This window comes from Bradyrhizobium sp., assembly GCF_036735945.1.
Classification (GTDB): Bacteria; Pseudomonadota; Alphaproteobacteria; order Rhizobiales; family Xanthobacteraceae; genus Bradyrhizobium.
This window is the reverse complement of sequence record NZ_DAINNI010000035.1, coordinates 1-26420: the sequence shown is the minus strand read 5'-3', so window position 1 is coordinate 26420 and position 26420 is coordinate 1. Positions and strand designations below refer to the sequence as shown.

The following is a 26420-nucleotide window of genomic DNA, read 5'->3' as shown; positions in this document are numbered from 1 at the left end:
CGATGATCCCGCCCGCACTTCCACTTCGCTAGAACTCCCGCCGCCATGGCCAATCCCTTTTGGTACCAGACCAACGATGCCCTGCTGACCGGCATGGTCTCGCAAACGGGCGGCTTGTCACAGATCGAGGCCGAGCGGCGATTCCGGTCCTATGGGCCGAACCGCACCGAAATGGTGCAAAGCCGCTCCATCCTGCACAAGCTCGGCCAACGCCTGCTCAATCCGCTGGTGGCAATTCTGCTGGTTGCCGCGGCGATTTCAGGCTTTAGCGGCGACGTTGCCAGTTTTGTCATTATTTCCTCTGCCATCGCGATGTCGCTTGCGCTCGACATCGTGCAGGAGCACCGCGCCGAACTGGCCGCAGAGGCGCTCCGCCAGTCCGTTGCCATTCATGCCGACGTCGTTCGCGACGACGCGATCGTTGTTCTTCCCGTCTCGCGCCTTGTGCCGGGCGATATCGTGCACCTGCGGACCGGAGATCTCGTGCCGGCCGATGGCGTGGTGCTGGAAACGCACGGACTGCAAATCAACGAAGCGCTGATGACGGGAGAACCCTTTCCGACTGCCAAGGAGATCGGGCCCTGCCCCTCGACGCAGCCGGCGGAAGCTCACAATGCGCTGTTCTCGGGGACCTCCGTGGTCGGCGGCGATGGGGTGATGCTGGTCGTGGAAACCGGCAGCCGGACGCGATTTGGCGCAATTGCAGCGGCGCTGGAAGCCCACGCGCCGCCCAGCGCCATCGAGGAAGGCGTGCGACGGCTCGGGATGCTCATCCTCTATCTGACGCTGTTCCTGACGCTGTTCGTTCTCCTCGCCCATCTGGCTGCGCATCGTCCGGCGATGGAGTCCTTTCTCTTTGCGGTCGCTCTCGCCGTCGGGCTGACGCCCGAGCTGTTGCCGATGGTGATGACGGTGACGCTCGCGCACGGTGCGCAGCGCATGTCGGCGCGGAAAGTCATCGTCAAGCGGCTGTCGGCGATTCACGATCTCGGCGCCATGGACGTGTTGTGCGTCGACAAGACCGGGACGCTGACCGAGGCCAGGATTACGCTGGAAGGCTATGTCAACGCCGAGGCTGAGCCGAGCGCGCGCGTGCTTGAACTCGCCCGTCTCAACAGCGCCTTCCAGGGCGGTGTACGCAGCCCGATGGATGACGCGCTGCTGGCGGAAGCGCCACCCACGATAAAGGAAGGTTGGACGTGCCTGTCCGAGGTGCCCTTCGACTTTCAGCGCCGGTGCATGTCCGTGCTGGCAGCACACGGTCCCGGCAGGCTCCTGATCGTCAAAGGTGCGCCGGAAGCCATCATGTCGCACGCGGTTGCCGTTGAAATCAATGGACTGCCGCAACCGCTCGACCGCGAATGGATCGGCAAGATCGAGCGGCTCCAGAACGACTATTCCAGAAACGGGTTCCGCCTGCTTGCCGTTGCCGTCAGGTCGCTTCCTGATCAGCAGTGCAAGGCTGAACTGGCGGATGAGCGCGATCTGACGCTCATCGGCTTCTGCATCTTCGCCGATCCGCCGAAACGCGATGCCGGCGAAGCCGTGACGCGAATGGCGATGGCGGGTATCCGGCTCAAGATCATTTCCGGCGACCATGCCGCGGTCGTCGATCACGTCGCCGCAGCCGTCGGATTGTCATCGCGTCGAATGCTCACCGGCGTCGAGATCGACCAGCTGTCCGATAGCGGCCTCCTCGCCAAGGTCGATGATATCGACCTGTTCGTGCGGGTGGACCCCGACCAGAAGCGGCGGATCGTCCATACCTTGCGGTTGCGCGGCCATGTCGTCGGCTTCCTCGGAGACGGCGTCAATGACGCGCCCGCGATCCACGCCGCCCATGTCGGGCTATCCGTTTCCGGCGCAACCGAGGTCGCCCGCGCCGCCGCCGACATCATCCTGCTGGAACAGGATCTTTCGGTGCTGGACGCAGGCATTCGCGAGGGGCGGAGAACCTTTGCCAATATCCTCAAATACGTCCGGATGGGCGCCAGTTCGAATTTCGGAAATATGCTTTCGATGGCTCTTGCATCCGTGGTGCTCCCGTTCCTGCCGCTGCTGCCGCTGCAAATCCTGCTCAACAACCTGCTGTACGACCTGTCCGAGGTCGGCATTCCCTTCGACGAGGTCGACCAGGGTGAGATCGCGAAGCCACAGAGCTGGGATATGGGATCAATCCTCCGCTTCACGCTGGTGATGGGTGGAATATCCTCGCTCTTCGACGCGGCCACGTTCGGGGTGCTGCTGAAGTTTTTCCAGACCGATGCGGCCTTGTTCCAGACCGGCTGGTTTCTCGAATCGACAGCAACCCAGATATTGGTGATCTTCCTGATCCGGTCGCGACAGCCGCTCGGACGCTCCAATTGGCCCCACCCCGTGTTGATCGCGACCTCGTGCGGCGCACTTGTCGTCTCGATCGCGCTGGCAACTGGACCGTTCAGATCATCGTTCGGATTTGTCGCGCTTCCCGCCGGGTTGGCCATCGCGCTCGCGCTAATCACCGTTGCCTATCTGGCGGTCACGGAAATCGCCAAGCGCTTCGCGTTTGCGGGATTGCGCCAGCAAGTGCCTCAATCAGTATCTCGCGCTGCGCGCCGTCATTGGGATTGACCAGGCTGGCAGAGAGTCGAATTGACCGAGCAATCACGCCAGCACCACCAGCGCGACAGTGATTCAATGCAGTACCCGCGGAACCGCGCCATAACCTTCGATCGAGTTGCGCCAACTCATATCCGATCCGCATCGTCGCGAACTACTTTCCGTGCGTTGGAGCAGCCACCGGCCGCCAGCCGGCGTGATCAAAATGGTCACCGTATTGGGCGAGCGCCCGCACGATCTTCGCCGCGCCCTGGTCACGCCCGGTCGCAGCCTTCATCCCGGCGACGCCATCGATGATTTGCTCGAGCACGATATGGAGTTGGTGGTCAGCCGCCTCAGGGAGTTTGCAGTTGCTGACAACGTAGTCGATCTGTGCCTGGGTGCGGTCCGCCAGCGCATCATATTGCGCACGCGTGAACACGTTCTCATGGATAGGCGTCAACGCTTCCGTCATGGCGGCGCGAATTTCGTTCATGCCGCGGCGCAGCGCTTCGTCGGTCTGCCATTTCTTGCCATGATTTAGCCGAAGCTTGGCTGCAGCAGCCTTGTCTCCGTGCGCATGCGGCTCCACGGCAAGCCCTGGTCCGGCGCAGCCGAGAGCAAATGCGGTAACGGTCAATACAAGCCATTTTCTTATGAACATTGCTCGGGTCTCCTCCATCCCTGATTTCGACTGGCCGGTGGATTGATAGGGTTCGGGCGACACGACAAGTTTGAGCCAGAGCAACGTACGACGATCCGGATCAACACGTTCTGGTGATCGGTCCAAATCGGCTTACATTGCCAAGACGTCACTTCGCCGCAGTGAGAACCCCGAAAGGTCTGTATCTCGCATGACCTTCAGAAAGATCCGGAACGCGTTTATCGCCGGGTTTTGTGGAACGCTGGTGCACTCGCTGCTGATCTTGGTGCATAGCAGGAGCGGCCCGCTGCCCGGATTTCAGCCCAACGAAGACATGCAACGCGGGCTGTCATGGCTGGTTGGAGCAGAAGTACACACTGGCGTTGTCCGGCTGCTGTCGTTTGTAAACGGTGCAATCGTGTGGGGATTCGTTTTCGGCCAAACGTATCGCTTCCTGCCTGGAAACAGCCCCTGGCTCAAGGGCGTCTACTTCGGCGTCTGCGCCTGGCTGGTGATGGGCTTTTTGTTCTTTCCCCTTGTCGATCGGGGTGTCTTCGCTGCCAAGCTCGGCTTGGGCATTGCGCCAGCCATGCTCATGCTCGGAGCGCTATTGGCCTACAGCGTGACAATGAGCCTAGTCCATGGTTTCTTCGACAGGGTCTCGGCAGATCCGTGATTTCTGGTTGACCAACGAAGGAGCAACCATCCTCACGGGTTGGCACGCCATATACGTCGCGTCAGTTAATCGTCGGCGGCAGTTTGCTACGCCGCCGTCGGGCCGGCGACAGCCTCGTAAATGTCCTCCTCCTGGGCCGTATGCATTCGAACGAGCGTCTCGATCGCCTCGATCACGCGCTGGGCGTCCCGGATCAGATAGCGGTCGATCCGTTCCCTGGGCAGATCCTCCGCGATACGAGCCAGCAGCCGCGCGAGATGCAGTATCTCGCGATGCGCGCGGCTCATGGCCGATAGGCCGTGCCGTTCGCGCAGCACTGCGGCAATCTCCGGATATACGCTGCTCTCGTCGTCGCGTTCGTGCATTACGACGCTGCCCTCAACCAGGCGGTGGGCTTCTCCAATCAAACTCCCTGCGGCCTCGGGCGACGCATCGTCCATCGTATCGACGATCGTGCGCAGCCGGTCGAGATCCCTGGACAGCGATTGGTGGTCATGATGCAAGGCCAGTGCCTGCTCCGCGGTGATGCGGCGGCCGCTGCCGCCTTGCGCCGGCGTCAGCGCGCGCAGCGCGTTCAGGATCACCGCAACGTCGATCACTTCCTGGACGATGGCCGCGGGCACCGGTGCAAGCCAGCCGACGGTTGCCGCCAACATGGCGGCCAACGATAATCCCATGCCGACGAAAATGCTCTGCAGGGCAATGCGGCGCGCCCGCTGCGCGATGACGATCGCTTCGCCGACGCGATCGAGCCGATCGGTGAGGATCACCACGTCAGCCGCTTCGGACGACGCGCTGGCGCCCCGTGCGCCGAGCGCCACGCCGATATCGGCGGCAGCCAGCGCCGGTGCGTCGTTGATGCCATCGCCGACCATGATGGTCGGATTGAGCCGCTGCTCGCTGCGCACCGCCTCGACCTTGTCGGCAGGAACCCGGTCGGCCAGCACCGCATCGAGATCGAGCGCCGCGCCGATCGCCTGCGCTGCCGCCGCGCGATCGCCGGTGACCATGACCATCCGCGCGACGCCCGCTTCGCGCAACAGCCGGATCGCCCGCGGCGTATCGGACCGCAACTCATCGGCCAACAGCAGCGCACCGATCGGGCGACCATCGACGGCAATAAAGACGATCAGCGCCGAACGCCACGAGGCGCGACGGATTGCCCGCAGTTCCCACGGGGACGGTTCGCCGTCCAAACGAAGCATTTCCCGCGAGCCTGCCGTTACCTGACGACCGTCGATCAGGCCACTCAGGCCGGAGCCCATCTCCTCTCTGACCTGCTCGGGCGTCTTGAGCTTGAAACCTTTCTCGACGGCCGCTGCAACGACCGCCTTGGCAAGCACATGATGCGAGGCCTGCTCAAGCGATGCCCCAAGCGTCAGCACCTCCTCCGCCGTCTGTCCCGGCGCGACCTCGACCGAAAGCAGCCGGGCTCCTCCCACCGTCAGCGTGCCGGTCTTGTCGAACAGCACCGTATGCGCACGGGCCAGCGCCTCCAGCGCGCCGCCGCCCTTGACCAGGATGCCGCGGTGGGCCGCCTGCGCCACGCCGGCGATGAAGGCGACGGGCGCGGCCAGAATGAGCGGACAGGGCGTCGCCGCCACCAGCACGGCAAGGCTCCGGGTCAGATCGCCGGAGATCCACCAGGCCACGAAGGCAACGGCAAGCGTCACGGGCAGAAAGACCAGCGCATAGCGGTCGGCCAGCCTGACGAACGGGGCCTTCGCGGTCTGCGCCGCCGTCACCATGCGCACGATGCCGGAATAGGTGCTCTCGCCGGCGGGGGCGGTCACGGTCAATTGGAAGGTTCCGCCTGCATTCAGCGAGCCCGAAAGAACGGCACTGCCGCACGCCTTCTCGACCGGGATCGGCTCGCCCGTGATCGCGGATTCGTCGATCGTTGCCGAAGCCGAATGAACGACGCCATCGACAGGCACGACCTCGCCCGCCCGCACCAGCAGCTCATCTCCGATCGAGACGGCGTCCACCGGAACTTGCTCGAAATGATCGTCGGTCTTTCGATTTGCATGGTGCGGCGCACGATCAACCAGCGAACGCAGATCGCGCTCCGCCCGCGCGATCGCGATATCCTCGAGTAGATTGCCGCCCGAATACATCAGCGCGACGACCGCGCCGGCAAGCGGCTGGCCGAGCGCCAGCGCCGCGCTCATCGACAGCAGCGCGATCGCGTCTACTCCCATGCGTCCGGCCAGCAGATCCCTGACGATCGAGACGGCAAGTCCTGCAATCACCGGCGCCGTGCCGAGCGCCCAGAACAGATCAGCCAGGTCGGGACGGCCCATGGCCCATGCGACGATACCGGCGCTCAATCCCGCGACGGCAATCGCCACCAGCGTTCGTCGCAGAATCCGCTCAGCAAGCATCAACCGTCTCCATCCCCCAACAACTCTCGTCCCGGCGCATCATCCAATCGACGCATCATCCAGGGCCAATGGCCGACATCTCGTGCGCTCGCGAACCAAAGGCAATTTCCAGCGCTGGGATCATCGGCTCGTCTAATGTGACATCATCAGGCAGATCGGCGCCTCCTGCAGGAGGCCGCGGGTCATGCCGCCGAACATCCACTCGCCGAGCCTGCTGTGCCCGTAACCACCTGCCACAATCAGGTCCGCGCCCTCCTCCCTGGCCAACCGTATCAGGCAATGCGCATCTGATTCCGCCGAGTGGACGCGAACATCGATCTGACAGCTGGCGCCGTGGCTCTCGAGGTATCTTGAGACGTCGCGGACGCGCAACCGCGCCGCATCTTGCTGATCCGATGTGCAGAGCTCGACGATCGTGACCCGTGATGCCCGTGTCAGAAGCGGAAGCGCCTGCTGCACGGCGAGGCGGGCCTCGCGGGCGTCTTTCCAGCCAACCACGATCTTTTCCGCGGATATTTCCGTTACCCGCTCGGGGACCGACAGGACCGGACGCCCCACCCGCAGCATGGCCGTTGCCGAATCGATATAGTGATACTCGTCGCTCTTCAGCTGGTCGCGCTTGACGACAACGAGATCCGCCACCCTCGCCTGCGTCACCAGAAACGCCGTCGGATACTCCACGCCCCAGCGCCACTCGACCTTGTCGCTCGGCATGTCGACGATCTTTCTGAACCAGTCGCCTTTGGCAGCCAGATCCGCCTTCATCCGCCTCAAATCTTCCGGGGTCGTTTCCTCGATGATGACACCTTCTGCGACAAAGGGAGGCTTGACCGCGAAGGCGGAGACGCCGATGACCGAACCGTCAAACCGCTTGGCAATAGCCTCCGCGACGCGGATGTGTCCTTCTTCCTGTTGCTGTGGGTCCACATATGCCATGACGTTTGCGAAGCTCATGATGGTCTGCTCCAGAAATCGGTTGTGATGGAGCATTTTCGCGCATCGTGAGCCCGGAGCGATTGAGGCAAATCAATCGCGCCCACCCTGCTGTGCATAGGTTGGGACGAAACTCTCGAAGGTCGCCACCCGAGCCCGGAAGGAGCCCGACGATCCGACACCGGTCGGTCGAACGAGACCGGTCGCTACTTTTGCTGAATCCGGCTCAGATAGTCGAGAACGGCGAGGATGCGCGTTCGTATCACGACCTCAGGGCTTTGCTCCGGCCCGGCCAACTTCCAATAGGAGGGATCAACGGCGTGAGGCAAGTTGACGATCGGGTTGAACCGTTCCCCCCAGATCGGCATTTCACGTGTGCCGTGAGCTGAAACTGATTTCGATCCATATATGGTTTCGTAAACAGCATTCGTGGGAAAGACGCCGTTGTTGTTCCTGGCCAGCATCGTCAAGTCGGAAGGCGGCACCTTGAGCTGCTCGGCGACAGGTCCTTTGCCCTTGCCATCCTTGCCATGACAGCTTGCGCACGAAGCCTGAAATTCTGACCTGCCGATGTCCACCTCTTCAGCCTGCGTCGCACCGGCAAACCCGGCAGCCAGGCCGACCAGCATCAACCGCTTCAGGCAACCGGTGATCATATCATGCCCTCCGCCCGCATTTTTCGGATGAATCTTGCTAACAGCCTTTGGTTTGGTGCGGTTTGATGCAGGTCAAGGCCCCCAGCGCCTTGAGCACGGAGCCACCAACCACGCTCTCGATGCCGGGCGCATTCCCGATCACCCCGGCATATATCACGTCACTCCGCGCGAGCTTCGCGACCAGATGCGGCGCATCCCTGGCGCCATGCACGCCGTCGCCGGAGAACATGCCCACTACAATTGCCGGCCCCTTGATCGATCGCACGGCCTCTTCGAGATCGGGCTGCTCTTCAAGAAATGCCACGGTGACATCGCGGCTTCCCCCGCGCTTGGCGATGGCGCCTGCTATCGCCTCGGTCGCTTCGCGGGAAGCGGGGTCGCGCCGCGAGCCATGAGCGAGCAGGACCGCCGTCAAGGCCTTTGGCCTGAGCCCGTTTTCGGCTGCCACCTGTCCGATGCGGTCGATGACCAGCGCCGGAAGACCGGGGTCGAGGCCGAGCGGGGGAAGAATTTCGATCTCGCGGGCGGCTCCGCTTGCCTCATCGATCAGCTGAACAAGGCGATCGCGCGTGAAATAGCCATTCGAAGCAAACAGCGGGTAGACGATGATCCTGCGCGCCGCCAATCCGCCTAGTGCATCCTTGATCGCCGGTGCGCCGTGGATGAATCCGACTGCAACCTCCGATACAATCTCGCGGGAACGGATGGCGCGCGCGATCTTCATCACGCTTTCGTTGCTGGCGCCCGGCTGCCGCTCGCCATGCGCGGCGAGCAGGAGCGCCGTCGTCGCGCCCGTGCCTTCAATCAATGGCTGGTTCCATCCGAGAAATTGATCTTGTTCCAGACATTGTATTTGCCCGACGGCTTCGACATCGGAAGCCGCTTGACCTCCGCGAATGTCGTCGCATCGTAGATCACAAGGGCTCCGTTGTCTTCCCACACCGACACCAGGGCATGCCGGCCGTCCTTGTCGAACTCGACATGCGCGGCGGTCTTGCCCGCCTCCGGTGTCACGCTGCGGACGATTTCGAGCGTGCGCTTGTCGATAATCGACAGCGTATCCTTCCTGCCGCCCATCATGCTGTCCGTCCAGGCGTAGGGCGAGTTCTCGTGGCTGCGCATGAAGAAGCCCGGCCCGGGCGTCTCGATCGTCTTGAGCAGCGACCAATCCTGCATGTCGAAGACGTTGATCTTGCCTGCCTTCAGCAGCGGCGTCGCCATGACCGCCCGGCCGTTCCAGTTCCAGGAGATGCCGGAGCCGAGATGCGGCAAACCGGGCATGTCGAGCTGCTTGATATCGCGCCCCACCACGAGATTGACCACGACAGCCCTGCCCTCGCGCGCCGAGCCGATCAAGTTGCGATAGGTCGGATCGAAGAAAAAATCATCAAGCGGCTCCGGCGTTTCGATCCGGCGCAGCGCAAACAGGCCCTGCGACGACGGCAGCGCCTCGATCATGCCCTTCTCGTGCGAATGCACGAAGCCGGAATAGACCGGTGGCGCGTTGGGGTCGGTAGCGATCTCCCAGATCTCCGGCACGTCCTTCAGCGCGGCGATGAAGCTGTCGCGCGGCCGCGCCTGGTACACCGCGGAGACCCGTGACGGATTGCCCTTCTTGTCCCGGGCATCGAATATCCTCTCGACCGAGAGATCATCAGCCGAGAGCATCACCAGCGTGCGCGGCAGATAGTTGGCGACCGCAATGTGCTTGCCGTCGCGGGAGATCGCGATATTGCGCGCATTGATGCCGGCGCGGACTTCAGCGAGCAAGGTCAGCGTCCACAGATCATACTTGCTGACCCAGCCGTCGCGCGACATGAAGAAGACGTAGCGTCCGTCCGGCGAAAATTTCGGGCCGCCATGCAGGGCGAAGCGGGTGGGAAATCGCGCCAGCGGCTCAAAACGGTCGCCGTCAAGAATGGTGGCGTGGTGGTCACCTGCTTCGACAACGACGAACAGGTTTTTCGGATCGGCATCGAAACGCGGCCGATCAAGCGCCGGCGCCGAGGCATGGATGACGCGGCTGGCGGAAATCTCGTCAGCGCCCCATGCGGGCACCGCCGCAAGCGGCGTCGCAATGTAGGCGGCAAGGCTCGCAATTTCCTCGTTGTTAAGTTTCCCGGCAAAGCCCGGCATTTGGGTGGCGGCGCGGCCGTTTACGATCACCGAGATTGCGCGCGCCCCCGTCAGCCGTCCCAAATTTTCCGGCAGCAAGGCAGGCCCGAGCTGGCCAAGCCGGTCAGCGCCGTGACATTGCGCGCAATGATCGGCGTAGAGCCTGGCGGCGTCGGGCTCGGCCGCGACAGGGGCCGCACCGACCACGAGTGCAAGCAGCGCGCCGACCGCGCTAATAGGAAATCGGTGCTTCATGACGGGCTCCGCGATAGGCGCTGGTGCGGACGCGCTCCACGGGTTGTGCAAGGCCGATCTCCGCGTCCGTGAGGTAGCAGCCGGGATCCTCGGCCCAGGGATTGCCGGTCATCCGCAGCGCCCGGACGCGCGTATTGCCGTTGCAGATCGAAAAATGCGCGCAGGCGCCGCAACGACCGCCGATCTGCCGTGGCCGCCGCTTCAACCCCGCCATGACCGGATCGGAAAGGTCCGACCAGATCTCCGAAAACGGCCGCTGCTTCACGTTGCCGAGATTGTAGTGCCACCACATCGTGTCCGGATGCACGTTGCCGAGATTGTCGATGTTGGCGACATTGACGCCCGAGGAATTGCCGCCCCAGCGCACGAGCTTTTCACGCAAGCTCTCCACCGCGTCGGGCACGTTGCGCCCGGCCCATTGCAGGAGATAGATCGCGTCTGCGTCGTTGTTGCCGGTCACGATCTCCATTTCGCTGCCGGCCTGCGCCCAGCGCCAGGCGCGCTCGATCACCATGTCCATCACGTCGCGGGTGGTCTGCCATGCCGCATCCGTGCCGCGGTTCTTGTTGCCGCGGCCGGCATAGACCAGATGGGAGAGATAGAATTTCGGAAACCCTTCCCGCTCCACCAAATCGAGCAGACGCGGCAGCTCGACGGCGTTGTCCTCGGTCATGGTGAAGCGGACGCCGACCTTGATGCCGCGGTCGCGCAGCAGCCGCAGGCCGCCCAGCGCTTCGTCATAGGCGCCGGCGCGGCCACGAAAGCGGTCATGCGTGGCACCGATGCCGTCAAGGGAAATGCCGACATAGTCGTAGCCGATGTCGCTGATACGCTCGGCAAGAGCGGCGTCGATCAGGGTGCCGTTGCTGGAGAGACCGACATAGAATCGCTGCTCCTTGGCGCGCCTGGATATCTCGAAGATGTCGCGCCGCATCAGCGGCTCGCCGCCGGACAGGATCAGCACCGGGACGCGGAACGTCTTGAGGTCGTCCATCACGCGAAAGACTTCCCCGGTCGTGAGTTCGTTGGGAAAGTCGACGTCGCCCGAGATCGAATAGCAGTGCTTGCAGGTCAGGTTGCAGCGGCGGATCAGGTTCCAGATCACCACCGGGCCGGGCGGCTGGCGCACCGGGCCCGCCGGCGCCGGCTCGCCGATGTCGCGAAGATAGTGGCTGAGACGAAACATCCGGGGTTTCTCCGCTCAGGCCGCAATACGCAAGCCGGTTTTCTTCAGGATGCGGGTCGAGAAGAGAATCTCGTGCCCGCGCGCGGCAGGACCTATCAGCCCGGCGATCTCGGCGACCTTGGCCCTGACCTCGTCGCGCGTTCGCCCGTGCACCATCGCAAACAGATTGTAGGGCCAGAGCGGCAGGTGCCGCGGTCGCTCGTAGCAATGGGTGACAAAGTCGAGCGCCCCTACCCTTGCGCCGACATCCGCAACCGCAGCGTCGGCGATGTCCCACACCGACATGCCGTTGGCGGTGAGACCGAGCGCGTAATGATTGGGGATTGCCCCGATGCGGCGGATTGCCCCGCGATCCAGCAGAGCCTGCAGGCGCTCGCATACATCCGCCTCATCGAGCCCGAGCTGCTCGGCCAGCGCGCGGTACGGCTCGCGCGTCAGCGGCAGGCCGGCCTGCGTGGCCGCGATGAGTTGCCGATTGATAGCATCCAGCATGGTCAGACCTCGAGGCGGAAGCCGACAAAGAATTCGCGCGCCTTCGGCATGGCGTAGACGACAAGGCCGGTCTCGCGTTCGATCGCGGCAATCACCTGCTCGATCTTCCGCGGATCGTCAGCCGAAATCACGAACCACATGTTGAGCCGGTGGGTCCGCTCGTAATTGTGGGCGACTTCCGGATGCGCGTTGACCTTTTCGGCGACTTCCTCGAACCGAGCCTCAGGAACCGCCATCGCCGCGAGACAGACGCCGCCGCCGATCTGTTCGGCGTTCCACAGCGGGCCGAAGCGGCTCAATGCACCGGAATCGGTGAGATCGCGGACGCCCTCGATCAGTTCGTCTTCGGTCAGTCCCAGTGCCCGGCCGGCGTCGCGGAACGGCCGCGACGTGAGCGGAAACTTGCCCTGCAGGCCGTTGACGATGGCGCGGGCGGTGGGATCAAGATAGAGCATCAATTCAATCCCGCCGTCTCGGAAAACACCGCGCCGCGCTGCTTGAAGCAACGTGTCGAGAACAGCACCGCCTGCTGCAGCAAGCCGGTGTCGGCCTCCAGATTGATCTCATCGATCACGGCATAGGCGTCCCGGCGCGAGCGTGCATGCACCATGCAGAAGATGCTGTAGGGCCAGATCGGCGGATGGCGCGGCCGTCGGTAGCACAGCGTGACCTTGGGATGGCGAGCAAAGCTTTCGACGACGTCATCGAGACGATCGTCGGGCACATCCCACACCGCCATGGCGTTGGACCTGTAACCGAGCTTCTCGTGCCGCACCACGCAGCCGAAGCGCGTGACGATGCCGGATGCCTTCATGTGGTCGAGCCGATCGATGACTTCGGACTGTTTCAGGTCCAGCTTGTCGGCTACCGCGCGATAGGGACGCTCGATCAGCGGCAGGCCGTCCTCGATCGCGGCAAGGATGGCCTTGTCGCGCGGATCGGAGCGATAGTCGGCGAGACTTGCCGGCTCGCGCCGCTGTGGCGGCGCGGCGCCGAGCGAAAAGCCGAGACCGAGATGATAGGCCTGAAGCATCGGCAGGTCGAGAACGTCGATGCCGGTCTGCCGGCGGATACGTTCGATGGTCGCAGCGATCGCCTCCGCCCCCGCGCCCGCAACGACGAACCAGAGATTGAGCGCATGCTCGCGCTCGTAATTGTGGGTGGTCAGCGGTTCGCGGCTGACGATCCCGGCCACCTGCTCCAGCCGCTCCTTCGGCACCTGCATGGCGGCCAGCGTGCTGGCGCCGACCGTATTCGGCCTCACCACGGCGCCGACACGGGAGATCACCTCGTTCTCCCGCAGCTTGCGGAAGATGCCGATGGTCTCGTCCTGGTCAAGCGCGGCGAAGCGGCCGACCACTTCGAAGGGCTTTTCCACCAGCGGAAAGCCGTGCTGCCACCGATCGATGAGTGCGAGCTCGGTGTGATTCGGCGTCATTGTCCGATCCTCGTTGCGCGCGCGGTGAAGAAGATTCCCGAAGGCTTCTGCGCCGGGATTTCAGTCTTCCTGGTGAAGGTCGCGGTGTCGTAGACGTCGACACGGTCGGCGTCGCGGACCGAGACCCAGACCTCGTTGCCGCGCGGCGTGAACTCCATATGCAGCACTGCCGGGCCCGGCGCGAAGCGATGGACAAGCTTCAGCGTCTGGACGTCGACGACGTCGATCGTGTCATTCTTCGGATGGGCGAAATTGACCCAGGCCTGGCGGCCGTCCGGCCGCGCCACCGCGAACACCGGCTGGCCATAGGTCGCCACGCGACCCTTTTCGGTAAAGCTGCGCGCATCCACCGCGATCAATTCGTGGCGGCCGACCGCCGGCAGCAGCAGCCTGTCGCCTACCGCCGCCCAGCCCTCGAGATGCGGCATCTTGTAGACCGGCAGGGCTTCTTCGCCGCGGCCGTAGCGGTCGAGAATACGCTCGGCTTTCAGCGGCGCCTGCCAGGTATCGACATGCACGACGCCGTCTTCGCCGAACAGTCCGGCGAGATAATGCCGGCCGTCCGGCGTAACATTGCCGTCATAGGGCAGCTTGCCGACACCGGTGAGTTTTTCGATGGCGAGCGTTTCCGGCGCGGAGAGATCGGCGACCCAGATCTCGCCGGCATCATAGAGCGCAAAGGCGAAGCGGCGGCCTGGGAGATCGACCAGGCCGACCGTCTTTGAGGATTTGCCGTTGCTGCCGATGGCCGCGATGTCGGCCACGGGATCGAGCGTGTCGGCTGCGAAGACGCGCACCCCGCCGGGCTCGTAATTCGAAACGGCGATCAGCGTACCGTCGTCGGAGATGGCGCCGCCGATCGCGTTGCCGGCCTGCACGACTCGCTTCGCAATCGACGATGTGAGCAGGTCGACCTTGGTGAGCCCGCCGTCGCGCCCGAAGACGTAGGCGTAGCGCTGGTCCGGCGAGAACACGGCCGAGGCGTGCGAGAGATCGCCGAGGCCTTCCACACGGCCGATCGTCCGTCGCGCCATCGTGTCCACGATCAGGACCGACCCGGTCGCGCGTTCGACCACCACGCCAAGGCTGCCGGTGCCGCGCAATTCGCCGGCACCAGCCAAAGCGGGCAGGACGAGCAGAAACGCCAGCAGAATGCGCACGGCCGCGTTCATGGCAGGTTCCCCTGTTGCAGCCGGTCGGCAATCCATCGCGCATCGCCCTCGCTGAGCAGCGCGCGCCATGGCGGCATCGGCGTGCCCGGGACGCCGTCGAGAATGATGCTGACGAGTTGCTCGCGATTCCAGGCGCCCAGATTCTCTGATGTCAGGGGTTTGCCCAGCCCTCCCCGCAGTGTCAGGCCATGACAGGAGCCGCAATCCTGACGCACCAGGTTTGCGAGCTTGCCGGCATTCGCGATCTCTTCGGCCGAGACCGGCACGGTGGCCGCCACCAGCGCGACGACCAGCTCAGGCCACAACGGAGATCGCGTCGATCGTCGCATCGTCATTCCCACTTCGCTCCAGGGCCAGCCCGGCGACCCGGCCGATGATGAACAGGACGGGGCCGGAGAACGCTGCCTCGCGCGCCGCATCAGCCAGCGCAGCAAGGCGAGTGCATAGTCGCCGTTCTCCGGGCGTCGTGCCTTGACACACCGCAAGAACGGGCGTGCTCATCGGAAGCCCATGGGCAACGAGTTCCGCGACGATTTCCTCGATGTTGGAAAGGCCCATGTAGACGACGAGGGTCGTGTCGGGATCGGCAAGGCTCGCCCAGTCGAGATCCAGCGGCTCGTTGGCCTTGCGATGACCGGTGACATAGCGCACGCCGCTCGCAAGACCGCGATGGGTCAGCGGGATGCGTGCGGCCGCGGCGCATCCCTGCGCCGCTGTGATCCCCGGGATCACCTCATAGGGGATTCCGGCGGCTTCCAGCTCGGCCGCCTCCTCGCAGCCGCGGCCGAAAATGAAGGGATCGCCGCCCTTGAGTCGCACCACCGTGCGGCCGGCGCGGCCCAGCCGGATCAGTATTTCGTTGATCTCGGCCTGCGGCACGGGATGGAAGTTGGCCTGCTTGCCGACGTTGATCTGGGCCGTGCCGTCGCCGATCGTCTCCAGAATGCGCTCGGACACCAGCCGGTCATAGACGACGACATCGGCCCTGGCGATCGCGCGTATCGCCTTCAGCGTGAGAAGCTCGGGATCGCCTGGACCGCTGCCTACCAGATAGACCTTTCCGACGCTCATGCGCGCGCTCCGGCTGACTTGCTTTTCCCCATCGGGGCGGCGCGGTTCGACGCCACCCCGATGTCTTGAGGACGTCAGTAGACGTCGTTGCGCGTGTTGTAGACGTTGAACTTGCCGGTCGGCGTCACCAGGCGCTTGTCCTTGATCACCGTCTTCAGCTGCAGCGTCTTGTCGTCGACCACGACGATTGCCGATTCCTGGGCCTTGTTGTTCCAGACCGAGAACCAGATCTCCGTGCCCTCCTTGTTGTACTCGCCCTGCACCACGCGACGCGCGCCTTCGGAGATGCCCGACCACTGACCGATCGGCAGCACCTTGTATTCCGGCTTCTCCTTGGCGAGGTCCTTGAGCCTGAACACGGCGACCGACGATGAGATCTCGGCATCGGTGTTCAGGGGCGTGTCGACGTAGAGGTTCTCCGACTTCGGATGGGTCTTGATGAAGAGCGAGCCGCCGCCCTGGCCGTTGACCTTCTGCACGACCTTCCAGGCGTTCTGCTTGTTCTTCTCGGGATCCGTACCGATGAAGGAGATGGTCTCGTCGCCGAGATGGCTGGTGGCCCAGACCGGTCCGAACTTCGGATGTATGAAGTTGGCGCCGCGGCCGGGATGCGGCGTCTGTCCGCCGGACTCGACCACGCTGACCAGCTTGTTGTCCTTGGTATCGACGATCGCGACCTTGTGGCGCGCGTTCGCCGCCACCAGGAAGTAACGCCCGGTCTTGTCGAAACCGCCGTCATGCAGGAAGCGCTCGGCCTCGATCGCCGTCACCTTCAGGTTCTTGAGATCCTGGTAGTTGACCAGCAGGATCTGGCCGGTCTCCTTGATGTTGACGACAAATTCCGGATTGTAGTGCGAGGCCACGATCGAGGCGACGCGCGGCTCGGGATGGAATTCCTGGGTGTCGTAGGTCATGCCGCGCGTCGACACCACCTTGAACGGTTCGAGCGTTGCGCCGTCCATCAGCACATATTGCGGCGGCCAGTAGGCGCCGGCGATGGCGAACTTGTCCTCATAGCCCTTGAACTTCGAGGTCTCGACGGAACGCGCCTCGGTGCCGATCTTCAGTTCGGCGACCGTCTGCGGAGGATCCATCCAGAGATCGACCAGGTTGAGCTTGGAATCGCGGCCGACGGTGTAGAGATAGCGGCCCGATGCCGACATGCGCGAGATGTGCACAGCATAGCCGGTCTTGAGGATGAGCTCGATCTTCTTGGTGGTGCCGTCGATCAGCGCGACCTCGCCGGCGTCGCGCAGCGTCACCGCGAACAGGTTGTCGATGTCGAGCTTGTTCATCTTCTTGGTCGGCCGCTGCGCGACCGGGACGATGACCTTCCAGGTCTCCTTCATTTCCTTCAGGCCGAACTCCGGCGGCTGCGCCGGTTCGTTCAACAGGTAGCGCGCCATCAATTCGACCTCGGCCTGCGGCAGGTCACCCGAGGTACCCCAGTTCGGCATGCCGCCCGGCGAACCGTAGGTGATGAAGTCGCGCAGATAGTCGAAGCCGAGCTTCTTGGTGAGGTCCGGAGTCAGCGCCTTGCCGGTCGCGCCCTTGCGCAGCACGCCGTGGCAGCCGGCGCAGCGTTCGAAGTAGATGCGGTTGGCCTTGTCGAACTCGGCCTTGGTGAGCTGGGGATCGCCCGGCTTGGCGCCCGGCTGCTCCGTCGTCTTCTCGCCGAGCACGTCAAGGCTCGGCTGGTACTGACCGCCCGGCGTGGTCTTGTGCTGCTGAAGATCGGCAGGCTTCGGCGTGGCGGGCTGCTGCGCCAATCCGGCCGATGAGCCGAGGCCGAATATACCCGCGGCCGCGATCCCGCCCAGAGCCACGAATTCGAAAACGCGATGTCGCATCACATACCTCCAGCATGAGAATCTCTCACGCTGCTTATGCCTGATGCGAATGTCGTCGCGCCTTGACTGCGGTTAAGCGGCGAGTTGACCTAGATCAACGCGTTGTCGCCTGGAATCTGCCTGATCGCTTTCATGCGAGATATTGCCGCGATCAGGTTGTTTACGCTACGCGGCGTGCTGTGCGCATTCGCAGCGATTTTCCTTTCCGCAAGCGCCGCCGATTGCGCCGATCTGTCGGTCGCTTCAGGCTTCTTCTCGCCCACCGTAACGATCGAGCAGACGCAAGGCAGTCCGCCGGCCGCTGCCGTTCGCGGCGCCGATGGAAAGCTGCTCGGCTACGCCTTCTCGACACATGAAGTATCGGGATCGGTCGGCTACGCCGGGCGTCCCCTCGATATCGTCGCCGCCGTCACGACGGAAGGAATCATCGCCGGCGCACAGATCGTGGCGCATGAGGAGCCGATCCTGGTCATCGGCATTCCGAAGGATGCGCTCGCGGCTTACGTCAGGAACTTTGCTGGTTACGATACGAAAGCCGGTGCTGCGCTGAAGCCGGCCGACGATCTGGCGCGCGGCCCGCATGCGGTGGCCGGCGCCACCGTCACCTCGACCGTGATCCGCGACGCCATCCTGCGCTCGGCGCGCACCGTGCTGCGCAGCCGCGGTCCGGTCGCCGATACTGCCGCGCGGCTCGATCGCGAGACCCTGCGGCGATCGTCATGGCATACATTGCTTGGCGAAGGTGCCGTGCAGCGGAAGCTGGTGACGCGGGGCGAAGCTGCGAGAATGCTGGGGATGCAGGACAGCGAGCCCGACAAGCCTTTCATCGATCTCTGGCTGGCGCTTGCGACCCCGCCGCCGATCGGCGAGAGCCTGCTGGGACAGCGCATCTACGAAAGCGAGCTCGCCCGGATCGGGCCCGACGACGACCTGATCCTGATCGGCGCCACCGGGCTCTACTCCTTCAAGGGCACGGAGTGGCGGCAGTCAGGTACGTTCAGCCGCATCGAACTCATCCAGGCCGGCAGGACGTTCCGGCTGAAGGCGGCCGACCACACGCTGGTCGAAGCGCTGCGCGCGGCGGGAGCGCCGGAGCTGCGCGAGATCGCGGTGTTTCGCATCGCGCAGACGAGCGGCTTCGATTCCACCAAGCCGTTCAGGCTCGATCTCGACCTCGGCACGCCGTCAGCAGGCGGCGGCCCTGCCGTCGTCTCCCTCGAATACCGCGTGCCGGAGCGATACCTGATCGCGCCGCCGGCCCCTCTTGTCGCCAGTCCGCCGCCCGGCAAGACGCCGTTGCAGCCGGCAACGAATCAGACCGTGTGGCAGGACATCTGGTGGGCGCGGCGTTCCGACATCGCGGTGCTCGGCGTCATGCTCGTGGTGCTGGCCGGCATTCTGGTGTTCCAGGACACCATCACCGCCCATGGCAAATTCTACTACCGCCTGCGCACCGGCTATCTGCTGCTGACGCTGATCTTTCTCGGATTGATCGCGAATGCGCAATTGTCCGTGGTCAACGTCCTCACCTTCATCCACGCGCTGCTGTCGGGCTTCCGCTGGGAGCTGTTCCTGCTCGATCCCCTGGTATTCGTGCTCTGGAGCTTCGTCGCGGTCAGCATGCTGTTCTGGGGACGCGGCGTGTTCTGCGGCTGGCTCTGCCCGTTCGGCACGCTGCAGGAGCTGAGCAACCAGCTGGCGCGGCGGCTCGGCATCAAGCAGATCGAGATCCCCTTCGGACTGCACGAGCGGCTCTGGATGATCAAGTATGTCGCCTTTGTCGGCATTCTCGCGATCTCGCTGCGCTCGATCCTCGCGGCATTCCAGTTCGCCGAGATCGAGCCGTTCAAGACGGCGATCACCATGAAGTTCATGCGGGAGTGGCCGTTCGTGGTCTATGCCGGCCTGCTATTGCTGGCGGGCCTGTTCGTCGAACGCTTCTATTGCCGCTATCTCTGTCCGCTTGGCGCCGCGCTGGCGATCCCGGCGCGGCTGCGCATGTTCGAGTGGCTCAAGCGTTACCGCGAATGCGGATCGGAATGCCACGTCTGCGCGCGGCGCTGCACGGTGCAGGCCATCCATCCGCTCGGTCAGATCAATCCCAACGAATGCATCTACTGCCTGAAGTGCCAGGCGAACTATTTCGATCACGATATCTGCCTGCATCTGAAGAAGCGCGCGCAGCGACGGCAGCCGATTCCGGCGCCGACGGCGCCTGGCGAAACGGGAGGGCGGCCATGACCAGTTCGCCTGAAAGACCAACGCGGCGGCGAGCGATCACCATTCTGGCCGCGACCGCGGCCGGAGCGCTCGTCGGAGGCCCGGCCCGCTCTTCCACCGACTACAAATGGAGCGGCGTCGCGATGGGCGCCGATGCCACGATCCTGTTCAACGGTATCGAGCGCGACGCAGCGAGAGCCGCCATCGACCTAGTCGAGGCCGAGATCGACCGCCTGGAGGGCGCCCTGAGCCTGTTCCGCGCAGATTCTGAACTGTGCCGGCTCAACCGCGATCGCTTCCTGCAATCGCCCAGCGCCGATCTCAGGCGTGCCCTGACGCTCGCAATCCATACGGCGGCGGCAAGCGGAGGATTGTTCGACCCGACCGTGCAGGCACTGTGGGAGGCCCATGTCGACTGGTTCGCGACCGCGCCCGATGCCGGACCCCCGCCGGAAGAACTGATCATGCGGGCGAGGACGGCCGTCGACTGGCGCTTGGTGAGGTTAGAGGTGGACGCGATCTATCTCGGCCAAGGTCAGCGCGTGACACTCAACGGTCTCGGCCAGGGCTACGTCACCGACCGCATCGCCGAACTGCTCGCAGGCCGCGGCCTGAAGCACGTACTCGTCGACCTCGGCGAACAGCGCGCCCTCGCGCCGAGGCTGGACGGCAAGGCCTGGCAGATCGCGCGCGCGGATCGGGCGCCCATCGCGCTGCGGCGCGGCGCGCTCGCCACGTCCGAAGGCGCGGGCTGCGTGCTCGGCGCCGGTGGCGCCGCGCATCATCTGTTCGATCCGCGCAGCGGCCGCAGCGCCGCCTGCTGGAAGACAGTGACGGTTCACCACCGCTCGGCGGCCGTCGCCGACGCGCTGTCGACGACCTTCTACATCGCTTCCGCCGACAAAATCGCAACCCTGCTGCCGCGCTTTCCGGGCACCATCGTGTGGGCGCGCGATCACGCCGGCGTCGAGCGGCGCTGGATCGCAGCCCCGGCTGATGATTTGACGTGGCAGGCCGTCTGATGGATGCCTGACAGCGCTCCGCTACTTGATCTTGCCGTCGGCGTCGTATTGCTTGAGATGGGCCCAGAGCGCCTTCGCCTCGGTCTCGTTCTTGATGCCGGCGAACACCATCTTGGTGTTCGGAATCTTGGCCTTGGGGTCCTTGATGTAGTCGAGGAAGCTCTCTTCGTTCCAGGTGATGCCGGACGCCTTGTTGGCATCGGAATAGTTGTAGCCGGCGACGGTCCCGGACTTGCGACCATCGAGCCCGTTGAGCACCGGCCCTACCTTGTTCTTGGCGGTCGGCCCGACGTCATGGCACGTCACGCATTTCTTGTACGAGGTGGCGCCTGCCGTCAGATCCTGCGCGGTGGCCGCGCCAATGCCGGCGGTCGAGATCAGCGCTGCAACCAGTAACTTCCTCATCTTCGTCTCCCTTGTTGAAGGTCTTGCAAACCAGCGTTTCAGTGATGACCCAGCGCGCGATGCAGGCGCGCGTCGTGGCTTTCGAAATGCCGGGAAAACCAGGCGTCGAGCCGCTGCGCCAGCAGTCGCTCCTCGAACAGGTCGTTGACCTCGTAGTCTTCCATGATGTCCCGGATCTCATCGAGGAGACGCTCGTGATCGCCCTTGTGCGGACGGAGCTGGTCATAGCCTTTCTCGCGCATGAAGCGCTCTTCCAGCGCAAAATGCGCCGAGATCGCCCTGTAGAGATCGCCGAAGAAGCCGAGTACGGCCACCTTGGAGCCCTGCGCCTTCGCCTGTTCGTGCAGTCGGTTGATCAGTTCGACGAGTTCGCGGTGCTCGTGGTCGACCGCCTCGATGCCAACGCTGTAACGTTTCTCCCAATGCAGCAGGCCCATGATGTCCTCCTCAGCGAAAGATGAAGCTGCCGCTTTCCGGCCGGTAATCGATCACGAACATCTGGTCCGGCGCGAGTTCCACGCTGTCGCGGCGCTCGTGATCAAAACCTTCGGCTCGCGCGGTGTCGCGCATGCGCACGGCGAGCTCATGCCGGCCCGCGGGCAGGACAAAGCGTTGATAGACCCGAGAGGGCCCGTCGCCGGCGATTCCCGTCGGCGGCAGGCTCGCCTGGTATGCGCCATGGCCATCGATGTCGAGCTCGACATAGATCGGGCGGCGACCGCGCGGACAATCCTGCACCCTTCGCATGTTGGGCGGCAGTTTTGCGATCTCTTCCGACGTCAGGCGCCGGCACTCACCCTTGCGGTCCGCGCCATGCACGAAAGTCAGCATCACGACGCCCGAGTTGTTCGGGATCTGGCCGTAGGTCGGCCAGTCCGACAGCGCGGCGACGCCGGCGAACAGCGCCACGATGACGATGAACTGTCCCACCAGCCGCACGCCAGTCACGTCGCACCCCTTTCCGTCTCCGGGACTTTTGGCGGATGCACCGGCGAACTGGCCGGAAGCGGTGAACGCAGGCGCTTCGGCGGCATCGTCGCGAGGCGCGCTGCGAAATCGGCGATCTCCGCCTCGGCCCTCGTCACCGCGAGGGCAGATGCCCAGACCGTCGCGATCCGATCCCGCGGCACGCGGGCCCGCAGGTAGGGGTCACGCTCGGCGGCAAAGCGCTGTTCGGTCCACTGGATGCCGAGGCGGTTGTAGCAGGCGCTCTCGGCGCAGCCGGCAACCACCACGCCGTCGGCTAGGTCGCGGCTGAGGATGAAGTCGATCAGCGACGGCGGCGCCATTGCCACGCAGGGCATCACCACCGTGTCGCCGATCCGTCCTGCCGCGGCACCATGCTCGCAGGCCAGCACCAGCACGCGTCCGGGGCCGCTCAGCCCGCCCGCCCTATCCATGACCCGTTCGCGCAGCTCCCGCAGCGAATATTCCGGCAGATCGATTCCCGTCTTCAATTCCTCCGAACGGCGGAACGGCGTCGAAGACGGGCAGGAGCCGACACAGATGCCGCAGGATACGCAGAGCGACGGATTGACCTCGGCCTGCGTCGGGAACGGCAGTTTGTCGGTGCGGGCCACCATCCGGATCGCCTCATAGGGGCAATCCTCGGCACAGCGGGCGCAGCCGTTGCAATGGTCGAGATCGATCACGGCCGCCTTCGCCCGGCGCAGCGGCGGCAGCCACGGCATCAAGGCTATCATCAGCGAGAATGCACCGAGGAAGGCCCATACGGCGCCATTGCCCCACAGCCTGGTCAGCGGGTAGAGCGGCAGGTAGAACCAATCGAGGCCGACATCGTTCGGCACCTTCGCGAGGTCGGCCGGGCCCTGCGACAGCGCCGGCTTCCAGATCGACACCGCGAGCAACGCCACCAGCGACATCAGCGCCAGCATGCGCGGCGGATTCACCTTGGGCCGCGAGATGCGCAGGATATGCACCCACATGATGAACAGCAGGAACAGCGGCACCGCGACATGCATGAAAACCATCAGCGAGAAGAAGCGGCTGGTCAGCGTGCCCGTGGCGATGAAGTTGCGCGCAATCGGCTCGCCGAAGATCGGCAGCCAGTCCAGAAGCTCCGACGACACCAGCGCCACAAACTGGGCAAGCTTGTCCCAGACCAGCCAGTAGCCGGTGATCCCGGAGGCATAGAGCAGCCAGATGATCGGCAGTCCGGTAAACCAGGAGAACCAGCGGACCCCGCGATAATGGTCGAGGGAGAACTCACGCAACAGGTGCACCGCGACCATCACCACCATCAGGTCGGAAGCATAGCGGTGAAAGCTGCGCATGACGCCGGCGTGAACCCATTGATCGCGCGAGATGTACTCGACCGACTGATAGGCGCGCTCGATGCCGGTATCGAAGAAGATGAAGAGATAGATACCGCTGACGGTAACGATCCAGAAGAAGAAGAATCCGAGCGCGCCGAGCTGCGCCAGTGGATTGAGGGAAGGACCGAACAGGCGGTCGAACGGCCGCTCGACCAGTTCAAACCCGGCTCTGAGCACCTTGCGGATCCGCTTCACGTCAGTTTCCGTCGGCTAGGCTTTGTCGGTCGCCGCGTGCCCCTGCCCGCAACCATTCGCGCAGCAGCAGCCCTCCCATCACCAGCAGCGAAATGGCCGCCAGCACGCTGCCGAACACCAGGCCGTAGTCGATGCGGTAGCGCCCGGCGCCTGGATCGTAGGCTGTGCATATAAACTTGACGCGGTCGACGATGCCCGTGAAGGAAAACGGCGTCCTGTTGCCGTAAACCACGTCCTTCATCGGCTCCATGAACATGCGCAGCGGAAAGGCCTCGCCATAGACCTGACGATAGACCTTGCCGTCGCCGTCGAGGATCGTGGTCTGCGTCGGATGATCGAAGCCGCCGGCAACCGCGCGGTAGCTGAAGCCGAGATCGTCGAGCAGCACGGCGACGGTGGCGGCATCTCCACTGGCCACCCGCCAGTTCGGCAGCTTGATGCCCTGTCTTGAGGCGAACTGCGCCATCCGCGGCACAGTGTCGTTGCGCGCATCGAAGCCTATGGTCAGCACGGCAAAGCGATCGAGCCCGAACACGCGGCCCGCCTCGGTCACCGCATCGATGGTGTGCTGCGTGGTCGGCGGGCAGACCGAGCTGCAGGACGAATAGACAAGGCTGACAACCAGCGGCTTGCCGCGGTAATCCGCCAGCGAGAACGGCGTGCCGCTGCTGTCGGTCAGCGGATGGTTGCCAACCGTACGTCCCAGCGCCTGGGTCGATTTTGCGATCGCGGCACCCGGGTCGAGCGCAGGCGCGGCCGGCGCAGGGGTGGCCAGGAGGCAAATAAGCGCGGACGCCGCACATGCCGCGCGAAGGCCTGTCATGACAGAAGTCCCGCGGCGCTCGATAGCAGCGCGCCCGCGATCAGCAGGGCCAGTTGCAGGAGTGAGGCGAAGAAGTTCGCCATCGCATTCGCCTTCGACGGATCGCGGTGAAGCAGGATACTCTTCCAGATGAAGTAGCCGCCGCCGATTGCCGCGCAGAGGCCGTAGAGCATCCCTGCCCCATACCAGACCGGGACCAGCGAGATCACGGCCAAAGCTACCGCATGAACCAGCACGGCCAGAGTCCAGGCATAGGCCGGGGCCACCACCGGCAGCATCGGAATGTTGGCCCGCGCATAGTCCTCGCCCTTGGCGGCAGCGAGACTCCAGAAATGCGGCGGCGTCCACAGGAACAGCACGACCGCCAGCACCGTGGGTACGATCTGCGGCGACGGATCGACGGCGGCCGCCCCTGCCAGCACGGCGAAGCTTCCGGCTAGCCCGCCAATCACGATGTTCCAGGTGCTGCGGCGCTTGAGCCAGACCGTATAGACGATGCCGTAAGTGAAGGCGCCGAGGAACACATAGCCCGCCGCAACGTGCCCGGCCGTCACCACGGCGAGCGCAAGCGAGACCGCCAGCAGCGCCAGAAAGGCGGCGAGCCACCACGGGCTCGGCTTGAAAGTGCCGCTCGCGAACGGGCGGTTGCGGGTGCGCCGCATCAGCCTGTCCACGTCGCGCTCGTAGTAGTGGTTGAAAGCGCCGGCCGCGCCGGAGGCACCGAGCACGGCGAGCGCGAGGCCGGCGATCTGCCACCACGCCAGCCGCGGGCCGCTAGCCGCCGCCACACCGGCCAGCGCGCTGGCCGCAATCGCGACGCCGATCCTGAGCTTCAGGAGCGAGATCGTCATTGAGGCTACAGCGCGCATGGTATCTCTCCTCCCTGGGGACGACAGTCGATCAACGGAACAGCCAGAGCTCAGAGAGGTATTTCCAGTTGATGAAGTAGTAGAGGACGAAGCAGACGAAGAAGATGGTCACGAGGATGATCGTGCCCGGCAGCTTCGGCGCCTTCTCGCTGCCGTAGTGCGAGGCGACCGCGCCGCCGCCGGCAAACAGCGGGAAGGTCAACTTGTGGCCGCTCGTGATCTTCTTGCCGAACAGCGCGGTGCCGACGACGACCAGCACGAAGATGATGCCGCCGATGGCCGCGATGATGGCGAAGATGCCGTTCAGTCCCATCATCAGGAACGCGCCGGCCGAATGCGCAAACCCGAGGCTGGCGTCACTGAAGGTCATGTCCCAGTGCCGCCGCGCCACGCCGAGGGTGCCCGCCCCCATCATGAACAGCGAGATGCCGGCCGCACCGATACCGAACAGATAGGGCTGAATCTTGGCGAGCTTCGGCCAGACGATCTCGCGCTGGAAGATCAGCGGCAGCACGAGATAGGTCGCGCCCATGAAGGCCAGCGTCGTTCCGGCGACCACCGTACCGTGGAAGTGTCCGGGCACGTAGATGGTGTTGTGCATGAGCACGTTGAGCTGCTCGGTGCCCAGCACCACGCCGGAGATGCCGCCGATGAAGCCGAAGAACACCAGCGACAGGAACATGCCGGCGAAGGCCGGATGTCCCCATGGCGCCTTGCGCAGCCACTCGAACATGCCGCGGTTGAAGCCGTTGCGCCGCTGCGCTGCCTCGATGGCACCGGGCACGGTGAGGCCGTGCACCATCGAGCCCATCACGGCGAGGTACATCATGTAACTGGTGTTGACGATCTTCCAGCTCGCATCCATGCCCGGCTCGGCGAGCAGGTGGTGTGCCGAGGCCAGCTGCAGGAACAGGATGTACATGAAGAACGCCACGCGGCTCACCTTCTCGCTCAGCGGCTTGGCGCCGACGAGAAGCGCCGCGGTCAGGTACCAGAGCGAAACATGCGCGGAGACATTGATCTGCTGCGAGGAGTGTCCCATCGCCCACCAGATCACCTTGTACATCAACGGATCGATGTCGGAGATCAGGCCGAGCGACCA

Annotated in this window: 25 protein-coding genes; 4 read left to right on the top strand and 21 right to left on the bottom strand. The window is 64.3% G+C overall.

Going from position 1 to position 26420, the window contains the following annotated elements:
* Positions 1-45: 45 nt before the first annotated feature.
* The gene (gene mgtA, locus V7E26_RS14405) at positions 46-2610 is read left to right on the top strand and encodes a magnesium-translocating P-type ATPase (protein ID WP_324417053.1); all 2565 of its coding nucleotides are present in this window, start codon (positions 46-48) and stop codon (positions 2608-2610) included.
* Between the two features lie 142 nt (positions 2611-2752).
* On the opposite strand, the gene V7E26_RS14400 is transcribed toward mgtA, so the two are convergent.
* On the bottom strand, positions 2753-3325 hold the full coding sequence (locus V7E26_RS14400) for a hypothetical protein (protein WP_324417051.1): 573 nt from the start codon (positions 3323-3325) through the stop codon (positions 2753-2755).
* A 106-nt stretch (positions 3326-3431) separates the two neighbouring features.
* Here V7E26_RS14400 and V7E26_RS14395 point away from each other — a divergent pair, with 106 nt between their 5' ends.
* On the top strand, positions 3432-3896 hold the full coding sequence (locus V7E26_RS14395) for a DUF6789 family protein (RefSeq protein WP_324417049.1): 465 nt from the start codon (positions 3432-3434) through the stop codon (positions 3894-3896).
* An 86-nt stretch (positions 3897-3982) separates the two neighbouring features.
* Here the strand turns inward: V7E26_RS14395 and V7E26_RS14390 are convergent, their stop codons facing one another.
* The 13 genes from V7E26_RS14390 to V7E26_RS14330 all read right to left on the bottom strand — a co-directional run bounded on the left by V7E26_RS14390 (position 3983) and on the right by V7E26_RS14330 (position 17448).
* Positions 3983-6280 carry a heavy metal translocating P-type ATPase gene (locus V7E26_RS14390; protein WP_324417047.1) on the bottom strand — a complete coding sequence of 766 codons (2298 nt, stop codon included), beginning with the start codon at positions 6278-6280 and terminating at the stop codon, positions 3983-3985.
* 132 nt (positions 6281-6412) lie between these two features.
* Complete coding sequence (locus V7E26_RS14385) at positions 6413-7234, bottom strand: universal stress protein (RefSeq protein ID WP_324417045.1); 822 nt, start codon at positions 7232-7234, stop codon at positions 6413-6415.
* 185 nt (positions 7235-7419) lie between these two features.
* Complete coding sequence (locus tag V7E26_RS14380) at positions 7420-7869, bottom strand: c-type cytochrome (protein ID WP_324417043.1); 450 nt, start codon at positions 7867-7869, stop codon at positions 7420-7422.
* Positions 7870-7906: 37 nt separating this feature from the next.
* On the bottom strand, positions 7907-8677 hold the full coding sequence (locus V7E26_RS14375; protein ID WP_324417041.1) for a sirohydrochlorin chelatase: 771 nt from the start codon (positions 8675-8677) through the stop codon (positions 7907-7909).
* Positions 8674-10239 (bottom strand): cytochrome D1 domain-containing protein, encoded by a 1566-nt coding sequence (locus V7E26_RS14370; RefSeq protein WP_324417039.1) that lies wholly within the window; start codon positions 10237-10239, stop codon positions 8674-8676. The genes V7E26_RS14375 and V7E26_RS14370 overlap by 4 nt, the downstream gene beginning before the upstream one ends.
* A complete protein-coding gene (gene nirJ, locus V7E26_RS14365) occupies positions 10217-11425 on the bottom strand; it encodes a heme d1 biosynthesis radical SAM protein NirJ (RefSeq protein ID WP_324417037.1) in 1209 nt (402 codons plus the stop codon). The genes V7E26_RS14370 and nirJ overlap by 23 nt, the downstream gene beginning before the upstream one ends.
* A gap of 15 nt (positions 11426-11440) precedes the next feature.
* Positions 11441-11917, bottom strand: a complete 477-nt coding sequence (gene ahbB / locus V7E26_RS14360) for a siroheme decarboxylase subunit beta (RefSeq protein WP_324417035.1) — start codon at positions 11915-11917, stop codon at positions 11441-11443.
* Positions 11918-11919: 2 nt separating this feature from the next.
* Positions 11920-12372 (bottom strand): Lrp/AsnC family transcriptional regulator, encoded by a 453-nt coding sequence (locus V7E26_RS14355; protein ID WP_324417033.1) that lies wholly within the window; start codon positions 12370-12372, stop codon positions 11920-11922.
* Entirely contained in the window at positions 12372-13355 is a 984-nt protein-coding gene (gene ahbB, locus V7E26_RS14350; protein ID WP_324417031.1) for a siroheme decarboxylase subunit beta, read from the bottom strand. The genes V7E26_RS14355 and ahbB (V7E26_RS14350) overlap by 1 nt, the downstream gene beginning before the upstream one ends.
* Positions 13352-14527: a cytochrome D1 domain-containing protein gene (locus V7E26_RS14345; RefSeq protein ID WP_324417029.1), complete on the bottom strand. Its 1176-nt coding sequence runs from the start codon at positions 14525-14527 to the stop codon at positions 13352-13354. The genes ahbB (V7E26_RS14350) and V7E26_RS14345 overlap by 4 nt, the downstream gene beginning before the upstream one ends.
* Entirely contained in the window at positions 14524-14856 is a 333-nt protein-coding gene (locus tag V7E26_RS14340) for a c-type cytochrome (RefSeq protein WP_324417027.1), read from the bottom strand. Before V7E26_RS14340 ends, V7E26_RS14345 begins: the two co-directional genes overlap by 4 nt.
* Positions 14822-15598, bottom strand: coding sequence for a uroporphyrinogen-III C-methyltransferase (cobA, locus tag V7E26_RS14335; RefSeq protein ID WP_324417025.1), 777 nt, complete (start codon positions 15596-15598; stop codon positions 14822-14824). Before cobA ends, V7E26_RS14340 begins: the two co-directional genes overlap by 35 nt.
* Before the next feature lie 74 nt (positions 15599-15672).
* The gene (locus V7E26_RS14330; protein ID WP_324417023.1) at positions 15673-17448 is read right to left on the bottom strand and encodes a cytochrome D1 domain-containing protein; all 1776 of its coding nucleotides are present in this window, start codon (positions 17446-17448) and stop codon (positions 15673-15675) included.
* 132 nt (positions 17449-17580) lie between these two features.
* Here V7E26_RS14330 and V7E26_RS14325 point away from each other — a divergent pair, with 132 nt between their 5' ends.
* Positions 17581-19689, top strand: coding sequence for a 4Fe-4S binding protein (locus tag V7E26_RS14325; RefSeq protein ID WP_324417021.1), 2109 nt, complete (start codon positions 17581-17583; stop codon positions 19687-19689).
* A complete protein-coding gene (locus V7E26_RS14320) occupies positions 19686-20690 on the top strand; it encodes an FAD:protein FMN transferase (protein ID WP_324417019.1) in 1005 nt (334 codons plus the stop codon). The genes V7E26_RS14325 and V7E26_RS14320 overlap by 4 nt, the downstream gene beginning before the upstream one ends.
* 21 nt (positions 20691-20711) lie before the next feature.
* On the opposite strand, the gene V7E26_RS14315 is transcribed toward V7E26_RS14320, so the two are convergent.
* From V7E26_RS14315 to V7E26_RS14285, 7 genes are all read right to left on the bottom strand, one after another.
* Positions 20712-21095 (bottom strand): c-type cytochrome, encoded by a 384-nt coding sequence (locus V7E26_RS14315; protein ID WP_324417017.1) that lies wholly within the window; start codon positions 21093-21095, stop codon positions 20712-20714.
* A gap of 38 nt (positions 21096-21133) precedes the next feature.
* Positions 21134-21532, bottom strand: coding sequence for a bacteriohemerythrin (locus tag V7E26_RS14310; RefSeq protein WP_324417015.1), 399 nt, complete (start codon positions 21530-21532; stop codon positions 21134-21136).
* Between the two features lie 10 nt (positions 21533-21542).
* A complete protein-coding gene (locus V7E26_RS14305; RefSeq protein ID WP_324417013.1) occupies positions 21543-22043 on the bottom strand; it encodes a hypothetical protein in 501 nt (166 codons plus the stop codon).
* The gene (locus tag V7E26_RS14300) at positions 22040-23626 is read right to left on the bottom strand and encodes a cytochrome b N-terminal domain-containing protein (RefSeq protein WP_324417011.1); all 1587 of its coding nucleotides are present in this window, start codon (positions 23624-23626) and stop codon (positions 22040-22042) included. The genes V7E26_RS14305 and V7E26_RS14300 overlap by 4 nt, the downstream gene beginning before the upstream one ends.
* A gap of 1 nt (position 23627) precedes the next feature.
* Entirely contained in the window at positions 23628-24449 is an 822-nt protein-coding gene (locus V7E26_RS14295; RefSeq protein ID WP_324417008.1) for an SCO family protein, read from the bottom strand.
* On the bottom strand, positions 24446-25318 hold the full coding sequence (cyoE, locus tag V7E26_RS14290) for a heme o synthase (RefSeq protein WP_324417006.1): 873 nt from the start codon (positions 25316-25318) through the stop codon (positions 24446-24448). The genes V7E26_RS14295 and cyoE overlap by 4 nt, the downstream gene beginning before the upstream one ends.
* Before the next feature lie 31 nt (positions 25319-25349).
* Positions 25350-26420, bottom strand: a 1071-nt coding sequence (locus V7E26_RS14285) for a cbb3-type cytochrome c oxidase subunit I (protein WP_324417004.1), incomplete at its 5' end; no start/stop codon positions are given.